This is a genomic window from Paenibacillus sp. LS1 (assembly GCF_026013365.1).
GTDB lineage: Bacteria > Bacillota > Bacilli > Paenibacillales > Paenibacillaceae > Paenibacillus.
Genome location: NZ_JAPDOE010000002.1, coordinates 72,578 through 95,071, shown reverse-complemented (window position 1 = coordinate 95,071; position 22,494 = coordinate 72,578). Strand labels below are relative to the sequence as shown.

Below are 22,494 nucleotides of genomic sequence, written 5' to 3'. Positions count from 1 at the left end.
CGTATATGATGATTATAAATCACAATGAACAAAACGCAAATCATTATATTCAAGCATGAGAAGTAAGCTTACATTATATTACAGAGAGGACAGAAACTTTCCGAAAAGGGACATACAAATTTTCTAGGGAGCGTCATAGACTGATAATAGGCTCCGTTTTATAGGATTGTAATTCTTGCTGAAGGGGAGGTGACTTCCATTCCTCTTGTCGTTCGTTCAACCGTCAACGCTACGGGAGCAATTACGTTTACGGGCAATACACTAGGTTTAAGTCGTTCGGAAACAGCAGGGGTACCCGGAACACAGGACAGTATTGGAGGTTTTACCACAACCAACACCAGCGTCCAGTACGGTACCTACCCACTGGGAACTACAAGTTTGTATCAGAGCAACAGTTCAGCAGCCATTCTTATACTGCCTGCTGGAAGTACCGTTCTGTATGCAGAATTGATCTGGGGCGGCAGTTACATCAATGGTACAGTCAACCTGAGTGCTGCCATCAACAATCCGGTTACGTTTATTACACCCGCAGGTACTTCCAGTGTGACCCCTGATCCACTTACCTACAATCAATTCGATCTGGGGGGCGGTGGTGCTGGCTATGTACGTTCCGCCAATGTGACTACACTTGTACAAAGCGGGGGAGCCGGTACATACATCACCGGGGCTGTGGTAGGGACTATTGTTATTCCGAATGATTCCACGGCCAATCATGCGGGATGGACACTTGGGGTTATCTATCAGAATCCCAATCTCCCTTTTCGCAACATGTCATTACGTGCAGGCGGCGTACTGGTGCAATCTACATCACCACCAGTAGTAACAACATTGACAGGATTCGCAACCCCCCTCTCCGGTGCACTTGGAGGAAGAGCACTGTTCAGTGCGCAGGAGGGTGACGCGAATCGGACGGGAGATCAGGCGTTATTCGGACCCACCTCGGCGACATCAGTGGCCTTATCGGGACCGAACAATCTCGCAGCAAACTTTTTTGCCTCCCAGATCAATGGAGATACGGGAGCACTTAACACAACAGGCACGTTTGGCACACGAAATCAGATCAATGGAGCTCCAGGTTCAAACATTGTTGGCGGTCGTCAAGGCTGGGATATTACCAATGTGGATGTCTCAGCCAGGCTTATTAACAATCAATCCTCGGCAGTACTGACGCTAACGACTTCGGGTGACGCGTACATTGTGAACGCGAATGCGATACAAGTTGATATTAACGCACCGAGAATTACAGTTGCTAAGGCTTCTGTGGCAACTGGCGCGGTCGCGGGAGACAGCGTCCTGTACACGGCAACGATTAGCAATGGAGGTACAGCCAGTGCCGCCAGTGTAGTATTGTCCGATACTTTGCCACCGGGTCTGACTTTCATTCCAGGTAGCGTCACGGTGGCCGGGGTGTCCCGTCCAACGCTGGATGTGACCGCAGGTATACCACTGGGGTCATTAAATCTGAGTACCAGTATTATAGTGACCTATCGCGCATTAATCGCTAGTGATGCAAGTATCCTTCAACTCGTCAATTCGGCAAATGCAGCATTTACCTTTCAAAGCGTTGCAGGTGGTTCAATCATCACAGGAGTCATTCCGTCGAATAACTCTACACTTCCTGTGTATTCACCTAACCTGTCCATTGTGAAATCGGCAAATACAACGAACGCCACGGTCGGAGATCAGGTAACGTATACACTTCAAGTCGTTAATGGAGGAAACGTCGCAGCCAACGTTACGATATCCGATAATATTCCAAGTGGTAGCACCTATGTTGCCGGGAGTTTTCGCGTGAACGGAACGGTCATTGCAGGCGCCAATCCGGTTACAGGAGTTAATTTGGGCAGTCTTGCAGCAGGAAGCACAACGACCGTAACCTTTCAAGTCCTGGTCACGAACCTGCCTACACCGCCTACGTTGGTGGATCAGGCTACAGCTCCGTATTCATTCCTTTCCGCTGACGGACGGACCATAACGGGTACGGTGGTGTCCAACACACTGACGATTCCGGTAACTTTGCCTAATGTAACGGTTGTCAAAAATGCAACGGTAACAGACGTTGCTGTTGGAGAAACCTTTACCTATTCGGTGGTCACGACGAATGGCGGCATACAAACCATTAGCAATGTCGTCCTGACGGATAGTCTTCCGGCGGGTCTTAATTTTGTGCCCGGAAGTGTGGTTGTCAGGGGGGCCAGTGTACCAGCAGCTAATCCAGCCAGTGGCATAGCCCTAGGTACATTGACGGCAGGAAGCTCGGCAACCGTGACATTTCAGGTTAATGTGCAGTCTTTGCCGGGTACCGGTTCGTTCGTCAATCGAGCGGTCGTATCTTATAGTTCAGGAACGTTTACAGGGATCTCTAACTCGAATTCCATCACAACGCCTATATTCCAACCTGTGATTACAATCAATAAGTCGGCGAATCAGACCAATGCCACATTGGGAGATCAGCTTGCGTATACACTGCTCGTGACGAATAGCGGGAATATTGCAGCACAGGTGAACGTGACCGATACGATCCCGGCAGGTCTCACGTTCATTCCCGATTCGGTAACGGTGAATGGTACAGCACGTCCAGGTGTCAGTCCTTTAACCGGAATCACGCTGGGGAGCCTCCTGCCTGGAGGGAGTGCCACGGTGGTATTTCGCACGTCACTGACGACGCTCCCATCCCCGCCAACATTGGAGAATCAGGGAACAGGAAGTTACACGTACCAGCTCCCGAGTGGACGTAATCTGTCAGGAAGTAGCCTGTCCAATATCGTTCGAATTCCCGCCTCAGCTCCGAATATAACTATTGCCAAAACGGTCAATACAGCAGACGCCACTGTAGGGGATGTGCTTACCTATACGGTTGTAACCACCAATTCTGGCAGCGGGGCAGTCCAGAACCTGATCCTCTCAGATACGCCTTCTGCTGGTTCAGAATTTGTATCCGGGAGTGTCACCATTAATGGAGCGGCGGCAAGAAATGCAAGCCCGGTTTCGGGTATTGCTCTGGGGACGTTGAACAGCTTCAGCAGTGTAACCGTGACCTACCAGACAAGAGTGACCTCCATTCCAGCTACAGGTTCGGTCAGCAACCGTGCAAGTACAGCTTTTACGTCAGGCAGTTTTAATGGCGTTTCCTCATCGGTGACAGTGAATACGCCGATTTTTCAACCTGTCATTCAAGTGGTGAAATCGGCCAGTACAACAAGCTTGACCGTGGGAGATACCTTTAATTACGCCATCCAGATTACGAATACGGGCAACATTGCAGCGACGGTTACGTTAACAGATCCGGTTCCTGCGGGAGCCATATTTAATACCAACAGTGTCATCATTAATGGCTCACCTGTACCCGGTGTCAGCCCAAACTCTGGAATCAGTCTGGGAGCACTCGCCGCGGGCGCAACCGCGACAGTCACTTTCCTTGCAACGGTCACCAGCTTGCCAGATGCAAGACAGCTGATTAATCAGGCTATTGCAGCCTATAGCTACGCTCTTCCGAGCGGAAGGAATATTTCAGGTTTTGTTTCATCCAATACAATCACCATTCCCGTATCCCTGCCGAATGTAAGCATTGTAAACAGTGATAACCTAGATTACGCCGTATCTGGAGATGTCGTTCGATATACTTCAGTCATTCGTAACAACGGAACAGTAGCAGTGAACAACGTGGTATACGCGAACCCGCTTCCTTCGAACACCCCATTTATACCCGGAAGTGTCATTGTGAACGGGACGTCATTCCCGCTCTCCAATCCGACCGCCGGCATTCCAATCGGTACATTGGCCCCAGGGGCTGAGGTAACCGTAACTTTTGAGGTGAGGATAACTATGCCGATCCCTTCGCAGATTAACAATCAGTCGACGGTCAGCTTCACATCCGGTTCATTTTCGGGGTCATCATCGTCCAATACCACACAGACTCCGGTCATACAGCCACAGATTTCACTTGTCAAAACGGCGAATACAGCTAATGCAACCGTAGGTGATACGGTGGTATATACCGTGACGGTGAGTAATGCCGGTAATTTGGAGGCCAATGTAACGGTGACCGATACCATTCCGGCTGCAACCACTGTTGTTCCAAACAGCGTGGTGGTATCCGGTGTACCACAGCCGGGAGCAACACCAGGAGCAGGAATTCCGGTTGGTATTGTAGCAGCGGGAGCGACAGCTGTCGTCACGTTTGCGGTGGTTGTGAATTCACTTCCATCGCCACAGCAGCTCAGCAATTTTGCAACGTCATCCTTTACATTTACACCTCCTGATGGAAGGACGTTAACAGGAACAGCCACTTCAAATACACTGACATTTCCCGTCTCGTCACCCAACGTTGCTGTTGTCAAAAGCACTTCATCAACTGCTGCTGCCGTGGGCGATACAGTCAGTTATTCCATTCTGATTACAAACAGCGGTATTGCGCCGGTAAGCAATATTCAATTTTCCGATCCGATTCCTGCCGGAGCAACTTTCAACACAGGCAGTGTTACCGTAAACGGGGTGGCCCAACCCAATTCCAATCCGGCAGGGGGGATATCGCTTGCTACACTGGGACCCGGGACATCCGTGACCGTGACGTTCAGTGTCAGGGTCAATGAAATTCCACCGGGGGGACAGTTGAGCAATCGATCGACGGTCAGTTTTACCTCTGGAGCGTTCTCAAGCACGACGTTTTCCAATACAGTGGTCACTCCGGTGTACCAACCGATTCTTACTGCTCAAAAGATAGCCAGTACACAAAATGCCACCGTCGGGGATACCGTTAGTTATACGATAACGGTGAGAAATCAGGGGAACTACGGTGCCCAAATCAATCTGTCGGATAACCTGCCAGCCGGTACCATTCTTGTTCCGAATAGTGTCATTGTGAACGGTCAGCCGTTACCAGCTGCAAATCCCGTAACGGGTATTCCCGCAGGTAATGTGGCTGCCGGAGCTACAACTACAATTACGTTTTCCGTAGTTATTGAGACATTGCCAACCCCTCAGCAGCTCGTGAATCAGGCTTCGGTTGCGTTATCCTTTACATTGCCGAACGGACGGAATATTACAGGGACAGTGTTATCCAATGTGCTTACGATTTCGGTTTCCGCACCGGATGTGGAAGTGGTCAAATCCACGACATCCACAGCTGTTTCCGTCGGGGATACCGTGACTTACAGCATCGCCGTAACCAATAACGGGATTGCAAGTGTTAGCAATGTGATTTTTACAGATGCGGTGCCGGCAAGTACCCTTCTTACTGCAGGGAGTGTATATGTTGACGGTATTCTACGCCCGGGTGCGAACCCATCAACCGGAATAACGCTGGGTTCCATTGCACCGGGCGTAACTGTGACGGTTGTGTTTAGCGTGCAGGTCACTTCTCTTCCGGCAACTGCAGTTTTGAACAACCAGTCAACCGTGAGTTTCACATCCGGTGCATTCTCTGCTACCACATTTTCCAATACCATTACAACACAGGTGTACCAACCTATTCTGGCTGCTATCAAAACAGGAGATCAGGCTATAGCGACTGTAGGGGATACGGTTGTCTACAGTATTGCCATTACCAATAGCGGAAACTACGGAGCATCTGTTACGTTAACGGATACCATTCCGGCTGGAACGGAGCTTGTACCGAATAGTGTCATTATTAATGGCGGATCAGCACCTGGTGCTGATCCGGCTTCGGGTATCCCACTGGGTGTCGTATCTACAACTACCATCGTTATGTTCTCCGTTGTGATCGTGACATTACCTTTGAGCCAATCCATAACCAATCAGGCTTCCGCCACCTTTTCCTACACATTACCTGATGGAAGAACACTGGGAGGCAGCATCACCTCCAACGCACTCAACATTCAGGTATCAGCTCCGAATGTCAGCGTAGTGAAGACTACTCCTGTCATTGATGCTGTGGTTGGCGATACGATCGTATACGAGATGGTTGTGAGCAATAACGGAATTGACCCTGTCAACAACATTGTGATCACCGATCCGATTAGCCCAGCCACCACATTTGTTACAGGCAGTGTTCTGGTGGACGGCGTCCAGCGTGCCTTGGCCAATCCAGCGCTTGGTGTTGCTCTTGGGACGTTGGCACCCGGAGCATCTGTAGCCGTTTCATACGCGGTTCGGGTCAATTCACTTCCAACGCCACCTCAAGTGAGCAGTCAGTCTTCCGTAAGTTTCACATCGGGCGTTTTCTCGGGAGCAGCGTATTCCAATACAGTTATCACACCGATCTATCAGCCAATAGTGGCATTAACGAAAACAGCCAGCACCTCCAATGCAACGATCGGTGATACCATCATCTATTCCTTCACTATTAACAATAGTGGAAATCTCGGAGCCAACTTGACCTTAACGGACAATATACCGGATGGTGCCGTTCTGCTTCCCAACAGTGTTCTGATCGATGGTGTTCCCCAACCCGGAGCCAACCCTCAATCAGGGATTGTGGTTGGTACGATACCGCCGGGAGGATCTGTGAACGTAACGGTTACGCTTGAAGTTACGGTGGATTCATTGCCTCAGAATCAGCAGCTGATCAATCAGGCCACTGCCAACTATACTTTTAGTCCACCGGATGGCCGTCTGTTGACGGGAACTGTATCTTCCAATGTGCTGGTGATCCCTGTATCTGCACCTAATGTGGTTGTTGTCAAAAGCACAAGTGCCATTGATGCTGTTGTTGGCGATGTAATCACCTACACGGTTGTCGTAACCAATAGTGGTATTGAAGTGGTAAATAATGTTGTCATGGTTGACCCTGTGCCGGCAGGAACGGTATTTGTAACCGGAAGTGTAACCGTGGATGGCGTGGCAAGACCTAACGGTAATCCAAATACAGGAATAACGCTCGGTTCCATTGCTGCCGGTGCTTCCGTGACCGTTACATTCCGAGTAGAGGTCGTTGTGTTATGAGCCAAACTTCCGGTCCGTTGTCCCACTGGCTTCAGAATCAGTCGTTGGTTCGATTCAGCTCGGGTACGACTGAACTGGAACAGGTGGCGTATTCCAATACAGTCATTACTCCATGGGTCGGGCCCAGGCTGGAAGTGAAAAAGCAATGCAACGTAGCTGTAGCTACACTGGAGCAGTCCCTGACTTACCTGATCGAGATTGTGAACACAGGCAACTGTACAGCTATCGTTCATGTGGTGGATTCTCTATCCCCAGAAACATCACTTCTTCCAAATAGTGTACTGCGTGACGGGATTCCCCTACCGGGAGCTTCACCGGAGCGTGGGCTGCCTCCTGCAGAGATCATTCCTGGGGCAACTCTGCGATATCACTTCCAGGTAGTGGTCTTAAGGATACCTGCAGGCTTAAAGCTGCTTAATCAAGCTCAGGTTAATTATGAGTTTGGGACATCTGAAGGCAGGACGGTCAGAGGTGTGGAGAAATCCAATACGGTTGAGGTGAGCATGGTTTCTTCCCGGCTTGAGGTCAGTCTTCAAGCCGAGCGGGGCCAGACCTTCTCAGGAGACATTGTTATGTACACCGTCCTGGTGAGCAATCCGGGTTTTATTACAGCCACGGGTGCTCAGGTAACGATTGCTTTGCCGCAAGGGGTTGTCTTTATTCCTGCCAGTGTCATTGTCAATGAGATGTTTGCGCCACAAGTCACACCTGATACTGGAATAGAACTTGGGGAGATTGAGCCTGGAAGTTCCGTTCGGATACAGTACAGGGTTCAGGTTGTAGGGGGGAGCGATAACGGAATATCAAGTGTGGCTGTACTGACTTATATCTCGGCAGGTCAGCAGGAAACTATCTACTCCAATCAGGTTACCCTGGAAGTGATTCAGCCCCAGATCTCTCTGGTCAAAAGTGTACTCCCGTTAACGGCAACATGGGATGATGCAGTCCGTTATAATATTACCGTCTCCAATACAAGCAGCTATGCGGTGGATGGAACCCTGCTGGATGTATTGCCAACAGGTATGACATTTGTCGAAGGCAGTCTGGGTTGGAATGGGGTTAAACGACCTGGTACCAATCTGGCCAAAGGGCTTAATCTGGGGACGTTGACTGCCCGGTCTGTTCTTAATATTCAGTTCGAGGCGAAACTTGCAGAACGTGGTGAATTGAAACCTGATCAATACAAGTATGTGAATCATGCCAGCCTGATGTATACATTTCGTTTGCCGGATTCGCGGTCAGTACAGCGGATGATTACATCCAATGAAGCTGTCGTTGAGTTGAAAACGCCGATAATTCAGGCCCATGTTCAAGTGGAACCGACATTGGTTGAGCAGGGAGGCACGGTCACGTTCGAGGTACGTGTGGCGAATAAGGGCAATTTGCCGGCACGCGTACAATTGGGGGGCATTTTGCCTGAGGGTGCAAAATGGCTTGGGCAAGCTGCGGGTCAGATCCAATGGAGCATTCCGGAATATTCCACGCCAAGGATTCTGCATGTGGGGGAAATTGAGCCGGGAACGGAAAGGAACATCTCCTATGTAGTGCAGTTATCTTCCGAACAGACAGGTACGCTGCAAGGGGCACTGACCGTCATGTACACGTATGAATGCAATGGACAAAAACGGGCAGGAGAATCCCGATCGAATGAGTACAGCATCATTGTAGAGTATGGTGAAGAATAGGGGGAACACGGTTAACGGTAACTTGCTTGAGGAATTTGCTCCATCTTGGGTGCCATGACATTACACGGACGTAAATGAATGGTATACTAATTGAATATGAACTCGGCAATCAACCCGTGGAATCGGGACGTCGGAGTAGAGGAGGCAGCCACATTGGCAAAAGCAAAAGTAGCAAAAAGACCTACACGGGATGAGTTTGAACTTGAAGAGTTGGGAAATCAGCTGGTTGAAGCCTTTCGTGAACGTTCGGAAGTACTGTTGACGGTATGGGGCAAGGAAGATCAGGTGCAAGGAGTCATTGTCAAAATGGACTCCCGTACACGACTCGTGCATGTAGAGGATACAGAGGAAGAGTTCACGGCGAAGGTACCTTTTCTGGATATCATGCGAGTGCAATCTCCACGGTACTGAACGAAAAAAACAGCTTTTGAATAATTAGGGCATCCGCCCTGTCAAAGTCGTTCTTCCTGCATAAGATAACCCATACCTGTTGCAGAGGAGGTACGGTCAATGAGCGAAGTATTAGGTGGAGAAGCAAGAGGCTACGGATACGGAGGTTTCACTTCTGTAGGTGCCATTCTGGTTCTGTTCATCCTGTTGGTTATCATCTCCAAAGCGTTCTTGGTATAATTGCATATCTCTAAAGAATGAAAGAAGCTCTGCCATCGCGGCAGAGCTTTTTTGTTCGTTCAGACATTGGCGAATTTTGTAGAAAATCGGTGTAAGTCCTGCAGTCGTTATGTTAGAATATAACCATCCCTAGAGAAAGAAAGAGGTGTTTGGATAATGAGCAAAGAGTTAACAGAATCTTTAAATGAACAGATGAACTTTGAGTTTTATTCCGCTCATGTATATCTGGCTATGGCAGCCTATTGTTCCAGCAAAAGTCTGGATGGATTTGCGAACTTCTTCATCGTGCAAGCGGAGGAAGAGCGATTCCATGGCATGAAAATATACAAATTCCTGAATGATCGTGGACAACGTGCCACACTGGCGGCATTGCCAGAACCGAAGAATGAATATGCTTCGATGCTGGATGTATTTGAGCATGGTTATGCTCATGAGCAGCAAAACACGAAAAAATTCTACAATCTGGCTGACATCGCCCTGAATGAACGTGAACATGCAACGATGTATTTCCTGAAATGGTTCATTGATGAGCAGGTTGAAGAGGAAGCATTGTTTGACAACATTATTCAGAAGCTGCGCCGCATCGAAAAAGACAGCAATGCTTTCTACATGCTGGATGCAGAGTTTGGCAAACGTTCGTTCACTGCTCCTGCGGAATAACTGTACGTTGGGAGTCGAGAAGATTTCAGCGACAAAAGTTCATCTACATACAGCATGATGCCTTATGCTGATTGAAGACAAATAAGCCTGCACTTGTGCAGGCTTATTTTTGCATGCAAAGATATTTAATTATGTTATTGATTTGCTTGAATTGGAGCAAAAGTCTATCAAAATCCTGAATATGGGTAATAGAGGATATGTCACAATTGATCTATCCTGGCGGGATCTTTTTTTGCTCAAATCTATCAAATTCGTTTTAAATTTTAGGTTTATCTGACAAAAGTGTAACTCTACCGTAGCCTTTGAAGCGAGAACAAGAGCCGCTATCTTTGATAGTATTAGGATTAATCGCCAAGGGATGAAGGTAGAACACCATGGACACCCGGGGAAATATAACACATAAGGGAGACTTTTAATTATGCTACATATTCGCAAATCTATCATGGTCACACTTGCAATTCTATTAATCATTCCACTATTATTGCCGCAGTCGGTATCTGCCAAATCAGCTACATCGAAGGATAGCGCAAACAAAGCGAGTTCCAAAATCATATACCTGACGTTTGACGATGGGCCAACCGCTCACACAGGTCAGTTACTCGATATTCTCGATCAATATAATGCGAAGGCAACGTTCTTCATGTTGGGTCCTCAGATGGAGCAATTTCAGAAGGCTACCAAACGCATCGTAGCTTACGGGCATGGATTGGGTCTGCATGGTGTGACTCACGTTCCAAGCAAATTCTATAAATCTGCCTATAGCGGATTGAAAGAGATGCAACAGGCCAATGTAAGTCTGAACAAGGTTGCCGGAGTTAAAACAAGTCTCGTTCGGACGCCATATGGTAGTAAGCCATATCTCAAGCCGGCATTTCGTAATGTGCTGCTAGGTCAGGGTGGATTCCATTTATGGGATTGGAATGTGGATTCGGAAGACTGGAAATACAAGAAGGATCACCAGAAAGTCTATAACAGTGTAATGAAGCAGATCCACAATGTACAAAAGAGTGGAACAACGCCTGTTGTGCTTATGCACGACCAGGAAGCGACGTTGAAGGTTCTGCCACAAGTGTTGAAAACATTGAAGGCAGAAGGGTATCGTTTTGAAGTATTAAGCAAGAAAGTACAGCCAGTTAACTTCTGGAATGACAAGCGTTAATCACTTTAATTTGTGGATCAGACAGTAGATAGATCCTGACTATACATTGGATACAACTCACAACCGAGGAGGTACACATCATGAAGAAACAACCATTGTGGATCACCATTCCGGTAACGACAGCCGTTTTACTTGCTCTAGCAGGGTGTGGTGGGCCGGATTCGAATAATGCCTCATCAGATAATGGTTCTTCTCCAACAACCACAGTGGGTGAACAGACCCAGAGCGGAAGCGGTGGTGCTGATTTTTCTAATGAAAATGAAGCGGGAACCAAAGAAAATACGAGCACAACAGATGGTGAAGAAACAACAGGATCGAAGGCGAATGACAACCAAGTTGTCACTGGTCAGGTGGGTGTGAATGAGGTAATCCAGCAAGTTCGCGACCAGTTGACGATGAAGGATGCATCTTTACCCACATCATTCACATTGGACAAGGGTACATCTTTGGGTGCTGCAATACTGTCCAACACTGCTGATGCGTTTAAAGTAAACTTCTATGCTACGACTCAGTCTGTTGCTATCAATGATGCATCGTTAACTGCATCTGGCAGCAAGGTACCTGTACTGGCTTCTTATGAAATGAAGACCTACAAGGACCCCGATCAATCGGAGATTTTCCCTGAGACGGACCTGAAAGACATTCCAACAGACATGGCTGTGGATCTGGGACATGGCATCCAAGGCTTGAGTGAAGGTGCGGCAGGCAGTCAATATCTGACGTGGCAAGAAGGCAGATGGACGCTGCAAATTCGCTCGGTTTCCGAAGATGATATGAATAATCCGGGCATAGCGAAGAAAATGGTGGAGTATCTGGAGTCACATACATTGCCTGTACCGAAAGATAAAGGGTATATTAACGTGGAATACCCAAGTGGAGGAAAGTCTGTTCATGTAACCATCTCATGGCAGGACGGTAATAAAATTTATCAGCTCAAGACTGATCAAGTGCCACTGGAAGCTCTTGGAATGGCTGTATCTGTGAAATCTTAAGCATTTTACAGATACTCTGCAATGTACAAGAAGTGAATAATTAGATTGTTATAATCAACATAAAAAAGCTTGGCCCAGGAAGTGTTTTCCTGGGCCAAGCTTTTATTACGAGCATGTTATTACGACTGACTTGTGCAGCCGAGATACATGCTTATTTATGTTTCAATGGGTTAAAGCGGTACTTTCATTTGAACCACCCTTTTTCCTTGGAACGCGTGATGGCTTCAATACGGTTACTGGCATTTAACTTGTTGAGAATAATGGAGATGTAGTTACGTACCGTGCCCGTTGTGATGAACAGATGTCCTGCAATCTCCTTCGTGTTCTTCCCGTCTGCCATGAGGCCGAGTACGGCGTTCTCCCGTTCAGTCAACGGATTCTCTTCGACATAAGCCTCATCGACCAAGTCGGGAGCGAAGATGCGTCTGCCATTCATGACTTGGCGGATCGCCTCGGCAAGTTCTTCAATCGGACTGTCTTTGAGCAGGTAGCCACGTACACCACCCTTGAGGGCACGTTCGAAATATCCGGTCCGGGCAAATGTGGTCAGGATAATGACCTTGCAGCTCATTCCTTTGAGTTCTTCTGCGGCTTCGAGGCCGCTTTTCACGGGCATTTCTATATCCATCAGACAGATGTCGGGTGTTAGCTCCTGGACAAGGGCAAGGGCCTCCTGGCCGTTGCTGGCACGTCCGACGACTTCCATATCTTCCTCGAGATTAAGCAGGGAAGACAAGGCACCGAGCATCATGCGCTGATCTTCTGCGATTACAATTCTAATCATGATTCTGCCTCCTTTATCGGTTTGCGGACGAGTTTGGGAACATGAATCACGATCGCTGTACCCTGGATATCTGTACCAGAGCGAATATCCAGACATCCGTTTACAAATTCAAGTCGTTCCTTCATGCCCAGAATTCCTGTTCCGCGCCGATCCTGTTTACGAGTTCGTTCTATTCCGACACCGTTATCCTGCACGGTTAGCACATTATCGGCGGGTGTCTCCTCAATGAGGAGGGTACATGTTGTTGCCTGACTGTGTTTGACCACATTGGTGACGGCTTCTTTCAAGCACATGCCGAGCACATTTTCATTCAATTGCGACGTGTCTTGCAGCTTCGGATTACCTTCCAGCACAAATTCAATCGAAGCGGCCTTCAGAATCTGCTCTGCCCGGAACAGTTCATCGACCAATTGCGTCCCACGCATGGTTGTTACCATTTCGCGGACTTCCTTCAGAGCTGTACTTGCCGTTTGTCTGAGGTCGTTCAATTCAATTTCGGCCTGATCGGGATTATTGCGGAGCAGCCGCTTCGCGAGATCGGTTTTGAGCCCGATCAGGGAAAGTTTCTGTCCAAGTGTATCGTGCAGATCACGAGCGATACGTTGACGTTCTTCCATTTTTACGAGATCATCGAGTCGTTTGTTGGCATTCTCCAATTGGCCTTCCAAATGTTCAGTCTTATTTTTATTATACGTACTGATTGGAAGCAGGATGGAGGCCATTAAGCTGATAAATACAAACGGGAACTGACTCACGAGCAATGAACTCTGATTGATAAATCCATAATTAATGGTTAGGAAACTGGCTCCTAGATTCACCGAGTAGAGGGTGAAAAAACCGGCTTTATTTTTAATATTCCCAATAAAAAAAGCAAGAAACAATGAGAAATAGGCATAATCATAGGCGATAGTCATCGTAATGGATATGGCAATGAGCAACCCAATCCACATGTACACCTGCCAGCCCTTGGTAATGAAGGCAAGCAGATAACAGACGAAGAAGACGAGAATGATCACAATACCCGTTACCATTGTCCATAATTTGGAATATTGTGAAATGTAGTAGAAGGGCAGGATGAAAAAGACAAGCCATACATAAGGGTTCAACCCTGTATTTTTATAAAAGATCTGCATCCACTTTTGAATGGAAATTCTCCTCCTCAAATTGCAATGTACTCAAACTTAGCCTGACTGTAGCATGACTATGGCTTGAATACAAGAAAACGAATCCGACAGAGTTAAGGCTTCTCTGTCAGACCCGCTGGATTGGTTACACGGATAGGCGGTTGAACATACGGCTTGCGGGATAAGTTTTTGAGCTGTTTGAAACTAATAAATTGTTTGGAATCTTCATCCCATAAGCGGAAGCGCAGGGCAACCAGACTGGAACGTAGTGTAATGGTCGTTGCTTTTTGCAAAGGCGGTGTTGCATTATGTGCTTCTTCCAGGAAATAGTTGGGTACACGCGGGCTCAAGTGATGCACATGGTGGAACCCGATGTTACCACTGATCCATTGCAATAATTTTGGCAATTTGTAATAAGAACTGCCTTCAACCGCTGCTTTTACATAACTCCATTCATCTTCATGTTCAAAGTACGTTTCTTCAAACTGATGCTGAACGTAGAACAACCAAATTCCGAAGAAACCGGAGAAGAAGAATATAGGTGCTTGCACCATAACAAAAGCTTGCCAGCCAACTAACCAACACATGGCAGCATATAGCGCAACGATCAATACTGTAGTCAAGTGAGTATTAATACGTTCTTTACGTCTTGCGCCTTTGCGGTTAAAGCGATAGGCGAGAAGGAACACATAGATGGGTCCGATACAAAACAATACAAACGGATTACGATAAACCCGGTAGAACAGACGACCCCAAGGGGAAGCTTCTTTGTATTCGTCAACGGTCATGACCCAGATATCGCCTACACCACGTTTGTCGAGATTACTGCTGGTTGCGTGATGGATGGAATGCTCGGCTTTCCATTGTTGATAGGGTGTTACTGTTAATACACCTGTAATGGTACCGAGAATATCGTTGGCACGTTTGCTTTTAAAGAATGAACCATGACAGCAGTCATGGAAGATGATGAATGTCCGTAGTACAAATCCGGATGCCACCAGGGCAATCGGGAAGGTTAGCCAGTAGGAAACCGATAAGCTAAAGTAAGCTGCAGCCCATAGCAAGAAGAGCGGGAGCAATGTATTGATTAACTGACGGATACTTAATCTGAGATCATTTTTTTCGTAAGGGGTGACTTCTTTTTTTAGCGCCATTTCTTTGTTTCTGCTCATTGACGTATGTCCTCCTTCAATCGTTATAGCTGTAGTCAGCTACAACTTGGCGTTTCCCGGTAGAACTTTCCTTTAGGAAGCGTTTTTATCATTGTAAAACAAACCGACCATGACAGTAAGTCATAAACGTCAGCCTTCTATAATGATGAATATCAATGATGACCCATGACATTTGTCATGGGTGCATGATGTTGAATGGCTTTGCAGAAGAGAGCAGAGAACGGTTTTGTAAATTCCTTTGCACAAATCACGCAACAATTTGTATTATGTATACAAATTTTGTTGTGGGCATGGTAAAATCTATCTTTGAGTGATTATGACAACTTATGAGACGGGTCGATTAGGTTGATTTCTGATGGATTGGATGGAATGCATGATGAAGAAACGAATTACGGATATTCTATTTATTATGGCAGGTGCATTTCTGTTTGCACTGGCGGTGAACCTGTTCGTCATCCCAAACGATTTGGCTGAAGGCGGCGTCACGGGTATCACGATTATTTTGTATTACCTGTTTGAATGGTCCCCTGGACTAATGAACTTGATCCTGAACGGTATTTTGTTAATTGTGGGATATCGGTTTCTTGATAAAACGACTACGGTGTATACGATTATTGCGGTCGTATTCAACTCGTTGTTCCTGCATCTGACGGAGAGTTGGACGATTGCATCGGATGAACTCTGGATTAATACCATCTTTGCTGGATTATTTGCCGGTCTTGGTATTGGCTTGATTGTTAGAGTGGGAGGCACAACGGCGGGGACAGTGATCTTGGCCCGACTTGCCAACAAATATCTGGATTGGAATATCAGTTACGGACTTCTTTTTTTCGATCTGATTGTGGCCTTTTCTTCATACTTCATCATTGGACCACAAGGTTTAATGTGTACCATTGTCTTGCTGTTTGTCGGAACCAAAACGATGGAGTTCATTATTGAAGGACTCAATCCGAAAAAGGCCGTTATGATTATCTCTTCCAAACAGGATGAAATCGCGAAGCAAGTCATTGAGAAGATGGACCGCGGAGTGACCGTTCTATCCGGTCATGGGTATTACACGAAAAATAAGAAAGAAATTCTATACATTGTGATTAGCAAACAGGAAGTTTCTATGCTGAAGAAAATTGTACGAGCAGAAGACGAGATTGCTTTTATCACTATTCATGATGTGCGTGATGTATTCGGTGAGGGATTCATTGAACTCTCCAAAACTTGATACATTTATATAGAAGAAAGAAGTTGCGGTGAAAGCTCACTGCAGCTTTTTTTGTTGCGATGATGTGGGAATATCATGTCATCTATTAGAGCATAAAAAGCTGTACACCCCCAAAAGGCGGTGATATATTGAATTTAATTAATTTGTTAATAAACTTAACTAACTAATCATTTAGCATAATTTCCAAGAGCTTTAATCGAATTATGCAAAATGCTAACTATAAAAGGAGGGGATAACATGGCTGGCACACCGCAATATATCCGCAATCTGAATGAAAATCTGATTATGGATGCTCTGATAACTCAGGGAACAATGTCCAGAGCGGATATCAGCCGCCAGACCGGACTTAGTAAACCCACGGTGTCGTCGGCGGTCGAACATCTGATTGACCGTAATCTGGTGAGAGAGACCGGGAGAGCTGATAACGCTCAGGGTCGCAAAGCAACGCTCATTCGTTTCAATGAAACGGCTTATTACGTCTGTGGCATAGATCTCGGAGCAACACGTATTCGGATCGCATTATCCGATCTGAATGGAGAGATCCTCGCCTATCGAACGTATCCCATGGTAGTCCAAGCAGCCAATGACCTCAAAGAAGCGACAATGTTGGAGCTGCTTCGAAGCCATATGAACGCATTGCTTGACGAGAATCATCTGAACTGGAATCAGATTCAGTGCATCGGGTTTGGCATACCGGGTGTAGTACTACCCGAAACGGGGCGTATCAGTCGTATTGTGGACCCGTTAGTGGGTCTGGAACAAGCCTTCTCGCTGGAGTCGTTGTCTGGTGCATTTCCCTGTGAAGTAATCTTGGAGAATGATGTGAATCTTGCGGCGCTGGGGGAGTACATTGTTGGTGCAGCAACAGGTTATCCTTTGTTTCTTTTCTTCTCCATCGGGACAGGAACGGGTGCTGGCATCATGGTGAATGGTAAACTGCTTCGAGGTCTTAGTGGGTTAACCGGGGAGATCGCGGAGATGCTGATGGAGGATGGTCGTCGTTTGGAGGAAGTACTTTCAGCAGATGGTCTGATGCAGCTGGCGAAACGTCACCTTTATGCACATGCTGAACTAATGGAAGCTGCTGATTCGGGTGCGGATGTAAATGTAGATGCAGATGATCTTCGCAGAAACCTTACTCCCGAGAAGTTATTTGAAGCTGCACGCAGTGGAGAAGTAGAGGCGTTAGAGATTCTAAAACATTACAGCCAGTTGATTGCTTCAGCTCTGCGTCAGATTAGCGTGGTGCTTGCTCCTGATCTGATTGTGCTTGGCGGAGGCGTAGGAGGAAACGGTGATGTGTTGTTGCCGTTATTAAGACAGATCATATCTGAGCAATTCCCGGTGCAGCCACAGTTAATCTGTTCCAAGCTCGGTGAGCAAGCTGTTGTCACTGGCGCGGTGCAGGTGGCAGTACAACAAACGATGCTAAATCTGCAACAGGAAACCATGGAATAGATATTGGATTTACACATGTAAGGAGGGAAACGGGATGACAGAATCCGTGAAAAACGTAAGTAATGATCGCCAGTCCAATCAGGCTGGTACGGTTGGAGGTGATCGATCCGGCTGGATTGCAGGTATTGACATTGGAGGCACCAAAACATTAATGCTCTTGTCATCACAACAGGCTGGAAGTGAAGTTCATGAACGTCGGTTGCCTACTCTTGCCAGTGATCAGCCGGATGAGTTCTTCCGCTGGTTATTCACTGAATTGCAAACGTTCTGCCGTGAGGTTGGATGCAGTCTGGGTCAACTTTCGGGAGTAGGCTTGGGATTCCCTGGTGTGATTCTGCAGGAGGAGGGAATACTGCGAAGTGCTCCAGCTTTTCAGTGGCCTGAGCAAGATATTCGCCCTGTTATTGCGAAATATTACAGCGGGAATATCATGTTGGACAATGATGTGAATATGGCCGCGATGGGAGAATATGATCAAGGGGCAGCGCAGGGACATCATCACTGTGTGATGGTCACGGTTGGAACAGGCATTGGAGCCGCTCTTATCCTGAATGGACAGCTGTATAGCGGTCAGAATGGAGCAGCAGGTGAGATTGGGCATTTCATTGCAGGAGACGAAGGGCTTCATACCGGTTACGTCGTGGATGCGGATTCTTTTGGCATATTCGAGCAAGTGACTTCAGGTACGGGGATTACCGAACAGGCGAGACGTTATTTTGCAGATGGAAAAGGAAGTGCCTTATCTCTGATCATAAGTCTGGCAGGGGAGAAAGTGGAACAGATCGAAGCCAGACATGTATTCAAAGCAGCAGAATCTGGTGATGTTGCTGCACTGGAGATCCTGGAACTGCCCATGCGTTATATGGCGAGAGGTCTGGCGAATATTATAGCTTTACTTAATCCTTCCATTATTGTGATCGGCGGTGGCGTGGCAGCATCCAACCCATCCTATTATCTAAATGAAGTACGTACACGCCTTGAACGATATACTGTTCTGCCTGCACGTTTAGCTATAGCTGAACTAGGGAACAAAGCAGGCGCGATCGGGGCATTGGCTGCAATCAGGTCAAGTCTAGCACGGACGTATCAATAGAGAATAGGCGAAGCCACTACAGAATTAAAGGATGGAGATCCGGATGAGAAGCAGACATATGAAGGCTTACACAGAGAAAACAAAAGCCGATTCCAATGATGCAAGACGTGTTTTACTCAAATTGCAGGGCCTGTATCTGTTTATGGGACTTGCGGGAGGAATGTTTAACCCGTACATTAATCCCATATTGGTTGCACAAGGTTTTTCCAGTAAAGAAACCGGATTTATTATGGCGTTTGGCACACTTGTATCCATTATTCTTCAACCCATATGGGGAATTCTGGTAGATAAATTTAAAAAGACACGGTTCGTACTGGTAATAAGCTTGCTTGTTCCTGCATCGTTAGCGTACTTCTACAATATTCAAGTGTACATTATATTAATATTGATTTATACTTTATGCACTATATTCCAAGTGACTCAGATACCCGTGGCTGACTCCTATGCGGTTACCGCGGCGAGAGCAGCCAACACCTCATATGGCATGATCCGACTCTTCGGCAGCATAGGAACGGGAGTTGGTGGATTTGCAGCAGGGATGTATCTCTCCCAGTTTTCCATTCACATGTTATGGCTGCCATTTCTGATGTTTAACGTTCTGAGCGCCATACTGGCAAGTACACTTCCCCGGCAGACGAGCATCTCCTCGTCCTCGGTAACCTTCTCCGTAGGTTTGGCAAGATTGCTCCGAAACCGGACATTCCTTCTATTTCTAACAGGTTGTTTCCTGGTTAACCAAACGCTTACTGCATTTAACTCCTTTTTCGTTATTTCATTTCAGATGGCTGGCGGTTCTGTGACCATGACAGGTACGGCGCTGTTGCTTGCGTCGATTACCAATGTTCCATCCATGTTGGCGGCGGCATTCATCCTCCGAAAATGGGGGCATGAACGGACGATGCTGCTTGCAGCCGGGGCGTATATGTTACGGTGGGGAATACAATGGCTATGGCCGACACCTGAGGTGATGATTGGTGTGCAGGTGCTGCATGGATTATCCTTCGGATTCTTCTATATCGCAGCAGTGGAATATGTGGCTTCTGTTACGGGACGGGAGATGCAGGCCACAGGACAAAGTTTATTTAACATGGTATTTGCCGGCCTGGGCGGAATTGTTGGTAATATGCTTAACGGATATTTACTCGATTCCGGCGGTCCATCATTGATGTATCTGTCTTGCACGATCAGTGCGGCACTAGGATCAGTGATTCTGTATATCGTTAGCAGGCAGGCCAAAGAACAGAGAAGATCATACTCATTAGAATAGAGATGGAAGGAGTTGGAGCCTATGAAAGTAAATCTGAAGCGGAATTGGCACACCAAGTTGATGTATTCCTATTTTCCTATTTTTCTGCTTACGATTTCCATTCTGATCTTTCTCTCCTTCCTGATTGTCAACGAACTCTCGCGTAATGAAACGCAAAAGGCCGACATGATCTCCACCCGCTATATCGTAGATACACTTGAGCGCTCGCTGAGCGACATTGAACTTCGGTTGCTAGAAGACATTGGTGCGAACAAGACATACAGTCGTTTTCTGGAAGCTGGACAGGGGCAATTATCGAGTCAGTTCATCTATGATGCGGCAAGCGGGCTGGGACGGATGCTGGATCAGCAGGATATGATTCAATCCATTTATCTCTATCGCATGTCGGATTCTCAGATTCTTACGCCCAGAGGCATGATGCGCTTGGAAGATTTCCAAGATCGTGCCTATATTGAGCAAGCCTTGAAAGATCGCGAGAACCTCGGTTGGAACCTGCCGCGTGAATACAAGGAACGTTCCTTTGACGTACCTTCACAGGTGATTAGCATGAATAAATGGCTTCCTTTGCCGTGGGGCGGGGAAGGTCTGCTCGTCATTACCATTCGCATGTATGCAGTAGAACGGCAGATTGATAACATGACGAATGAAAAGTTGTCTGTTCTTCAGGTTCGGGACAAGAGCGACAATCTGATCTATACCGCGCATCAAATGGACCCTTCAGCCGGTGAAATCCTTAATCGTGTGTCTGCGGACAAGCTTGGTCTGGTCTTCGAGAGTGGCATTCAATCCGGACAGCTGTATTCATGGGTATCGCTTGTCTCCTATGTGTGGATCGGCATTGGTTTATTAACGATAGTTGGTGCAGTGGCGGGACTGATCTACATTACGCGCAGAAATACTCGGCCCATCCAGCTCATCATGAATCGAATTCAGGCGCTACAGCCGCGTGCCGAGGAGGATGAAGTAGCTCCGTCCGTCAAGGATGAACTGGCTCTAATCGACCGTGCGCTGGAACATCTGATTGCTCAAACGGTTGACTATGAGAAACAGCATCATGAAAACTTGCTAATTCACCGTAGACAGTTGCTTGTTGATCTGATGGAAGGAGAGCGAATGGATTCGTTCCGTCAGCGACTTCGCCATCTGCAGCCACTAGAGGAACGGTTCATGGAACCGAAGAGTGTTGCTGTACTCATTGCGGAGATGAATGGCGACGATCTTTCAACCAATCAGAATATTTTGAAGATTGCTCTCATGAATGTGGTGGAAGAACTTGCGCAGAACGAGACCCAGTTTGGTGGCTGGGCTGAATGGTTTGGGAACCGCAGACTTATTGTGGTGATCGCATCGGATGAGAAGGAAGGACTGGATCGTGAATTGCTCATGGATCTGGCTAAACAGATGCATATGTGGATTGCGGAACACTTCCGACTCCGGTTTACCTTTGGCATTGGACGAACCGTATCGGGCTGGGAGGAGATCACGCGATCCTATGCGAGTGCAGATGCGGGTCTGCAGCATAGGCTTACCCTTGGTAAAGATGCGATTGTTCTCAGTGAACAGCTGCCGGATCGTATTGAGCTACAGTCGTACAAATACTTGCAGATGCTCGCTGACTTTGTCCGTGAATTCAGGCTTACGGGTGATGGCTGGCGGACACAGCTGGATCAGATGTTTGTTGCGTTCAGCGAAGATCAGATTACAGATAATGATATTCGTATGTTGCTGCAGGCATTAATTCAGATGTTGTCCCGTGAATTCGGGGAGCTGTCTGAGCGGTTGCAAAGCCAATTTGCCGAGGAAATCCTGACTCGCCTTCGCAGTGATATTCAGCAGGTGGAGACACTGGAGGGAATTCAAGAGATTTTGCAGCAATGGCTTAAAGAGGTCTATCGTAATTATGTGTCTGTGAATGAAACGAAAAGTCATCGAGCGATGATCAACGAGCTACGGATCTATATTGAAGAGCATTTTGATGATCCGGATCTGTCGCTGAAACATCTGAGTGATCGGTTCCAAATCTCGGGCAAATATGCAAGTTATTTGTTCAAGGAAGAGTTTGAGATGAAGTTTGTTGATTTTCTGGTTAAACTGAGAGTAGAGAAGGCCTGCCGTCTGTTGTCTGCATCCGATATGGCTGTTCAGGATATTGCTCTGCAAGTGGGATACGCCAATGCGATCTCCTTCGGCAGAGTATTTAAACGAATTATGGGCGTGACACCAGGGGACTACCGCAAGCAGAGTGGAAAACAAGGGGAACAATAATGATGTTGGACGTGTCAGAACATTCAAGCATCGTATGAAAAGCAATATTCATAGATATTTTTCATGAAATCTCTTGTATGAGGGTA

The 22,494-nt window shown here is 47.1% G+C and carries 15 protein-coding genes; 12 read left to right on the top strand and 3 right to left on the bottom strand.

The window, feature by feature from the left end:
* Positions 1–189: 189 nt before the first annotated feature.
* From OM416_RS09735 to OM416_RS09705, 7 genes are all read left to right on the top strand, one after another.
* Positions 190–6,903, top strand: a complete 6,714-nt coding sequence (locus OM416_RS09735; protein ID WP_264929027.1) for a hypothetical protein — start codon at positions 190–192, stop codon at positions 6,901–6,903.
* Positions 6,900–8,588, top strand: coding sequence for a DUF11 domain-containing protein (locus OM416_RS09730; RefSeq protein WP_264929026.1), 1,689 nt, complete (start codon positions 6,900–6,902; stop codon positions 8,586–8,588). Before OM416_RS09735 ends, OM416_RS09730 begins: the two co-directional genes overlap by 4 nt.
* A gap of 153 nt (positions 8,589–8,741) precedes the next feature.
* Positions 8,742–8,999 carry a YolD-like family protein gene (locus tag OM416_RS09725; RefSeq protein ID WP_264929025.1) on the top strand — a complete coding sequence of 86 codons (258 nt, stop codon included), beginning with the start codon at positions 8,742–8,744 and terminating at the stop codon, positions 8,997–8,999.
* A gap of 99 nt (positions 9,000–9,098) precedes the next feature.
* A complete protein-coding gene (locus OM416_RS09720; RefSeq protein WP_024631887.1) occupies positions 9,099–9,218 on the top strand; it encodes a hypothetical protein in 120 nt (39 codons plus the stop codon).
* Between the two features lie 156 nt (positions 9,219–9,374).
* On the top strand, positions 9,375–9,878 hold the full coding sequence (locus OM416_RS09715) for a ferritin (RefSeq protein WP_062834066.1): 504 nt from the start codon (positions 9,375–9,377) through the stop codon (positions 9,876–9,878).
* 418 nt (positions 9,879–10,296) lie between these two features.
* Complete coding sequence (locus tag OM416_RS09710; protein ID WP_264929024.1) at positions 10,297–11,037, top strand: polysaccharide deacetylase family protein; 741 nt, start codon at positions 10,297–10,299, stop codon at positions 11,035–11,037.
* Between the two features lie 80 nt (positions 11,038–11,117).
* Positions 11,118–12,029: a hypothetical protein gene (locus OM416_RS09705; protein WP_264929023.1), complete on the top strand. Its 912-nt coding sequence runs from the start codon at positions 11,118–11,120 to the stop codon at positions 12,027–12,029.
* 184 nt (positions 12,030–12,213) lie between these two features.
* Here the strand turns inward: OM416_RS09705 and OM416_RS09700 are convergent, their stop codons facing one another.
* From OM416_RS09700 to OM416_RS09690, 3 genes are all read right to left on the bottom strand, one after another.
* Positions 12,214–12,813, bottom strand: coding sequence for a response regulator transcription factor (locus tag OM416_RS09700; protein WP_253434599.1), 600 nt, complete (start codon positions 12,811–12,813; stop codon positions 12,214–12,216).
* Entirely contained in the window at positions 12,810–13,958 is a 1,149-nt protein-coding gene (locus OM416_RS09695) for a sensor histidine kinase (protein ID WP_264930653.1), read from the bottom strand. The genes OM416_RS09700 and OM416_RS09695 overlap by 4 nt, the downstream gene beginning before the upstream one ends.
* Before the next feature lie 92 nt (positions 13,959–14,050).
* Positions 14,051–15,109 carry a fatty acid desaturase gene (locus OM416_RS09690; protein ID WP_264929022.1) on the bottom strand — a complete coding sequence of 353 codons (1,059 nt, stop codon included), beginning with the start codon at positions 15,107–15,109 and terminating at the stop codon, positions 14,051–14,053.
* Between the two features lie 376 nt (positions 15,110–15,485).
* Between OM416_RS09690 and OM416_RS09685 the strand changes: the two genes are divergently transcribed.
* The 5 genes from OM416_RS09685 to OM416_RS09665 all read left to right on the top strand — a co-directional run bounded on the left by OM416_RS09685 (position 15,486) and on the right by OM416_RS09665 (position 22,408).
* Positions 15,486–16,325 carry a YitT family protein gene (locus OM416_RS09685; RefSeq protein WP_017688839.1) on the top strand — a complete coding sequence of 280 codons (840 nt, stop codon included), beginning with the start codon at positions 15,486–15,488 and terminating at the stop codon, positions 16,323–16,325.
* A 237-nt stretch (positions 16,326–16,562) separates the two neighbouring features.
* Positions 16,563–17,783 carry an ROK family transcriptional regulator gene (locus tag OM416_RS09680; RefSeq protein ID WP_264929021.1) on the top strand — a complete coding sequence of 407 codons (1,221 nt, stop codon included), beginning with the start codon at positions 16,563–16,565 and terminating at the stop codon, positions 17,781–17,783.
* A 34-nt stretch (positions 17,784–17,817) separates the two neighbouring features.
* Entirely contained in the window at positions 17,818–18,876 is a 1,059-nt protein-coding gene (locus OM416_RS09675) for an ROK family protein (protein WP_264929020.1), read from the top strand.
* Positions 18,877–18,919: 43 nt separating this feature from the next.
* Entirely contained in the window at positions 18,920–20,143 is a 1,224-nt protein-coding gene (locus tag OM416_RS09670) for an MFS transporter (protein WP_235599381.1), read from the top strand.
* Positions 20,144–20,164: 21 nt separating this feature from the next.
* Complete coding sequence (locus OM416_RS09665) at positions 20,165–22,408, top strand: helix-turn-helix domain-containing protein (RefSeq protein WP_264929019.1); 2,244 nt, start codon at positions 20,165–20,167, stop codon at positions 22,406–22,408.
* Positions 22,409–22,494: the final 86 nt, after the last annotated feature.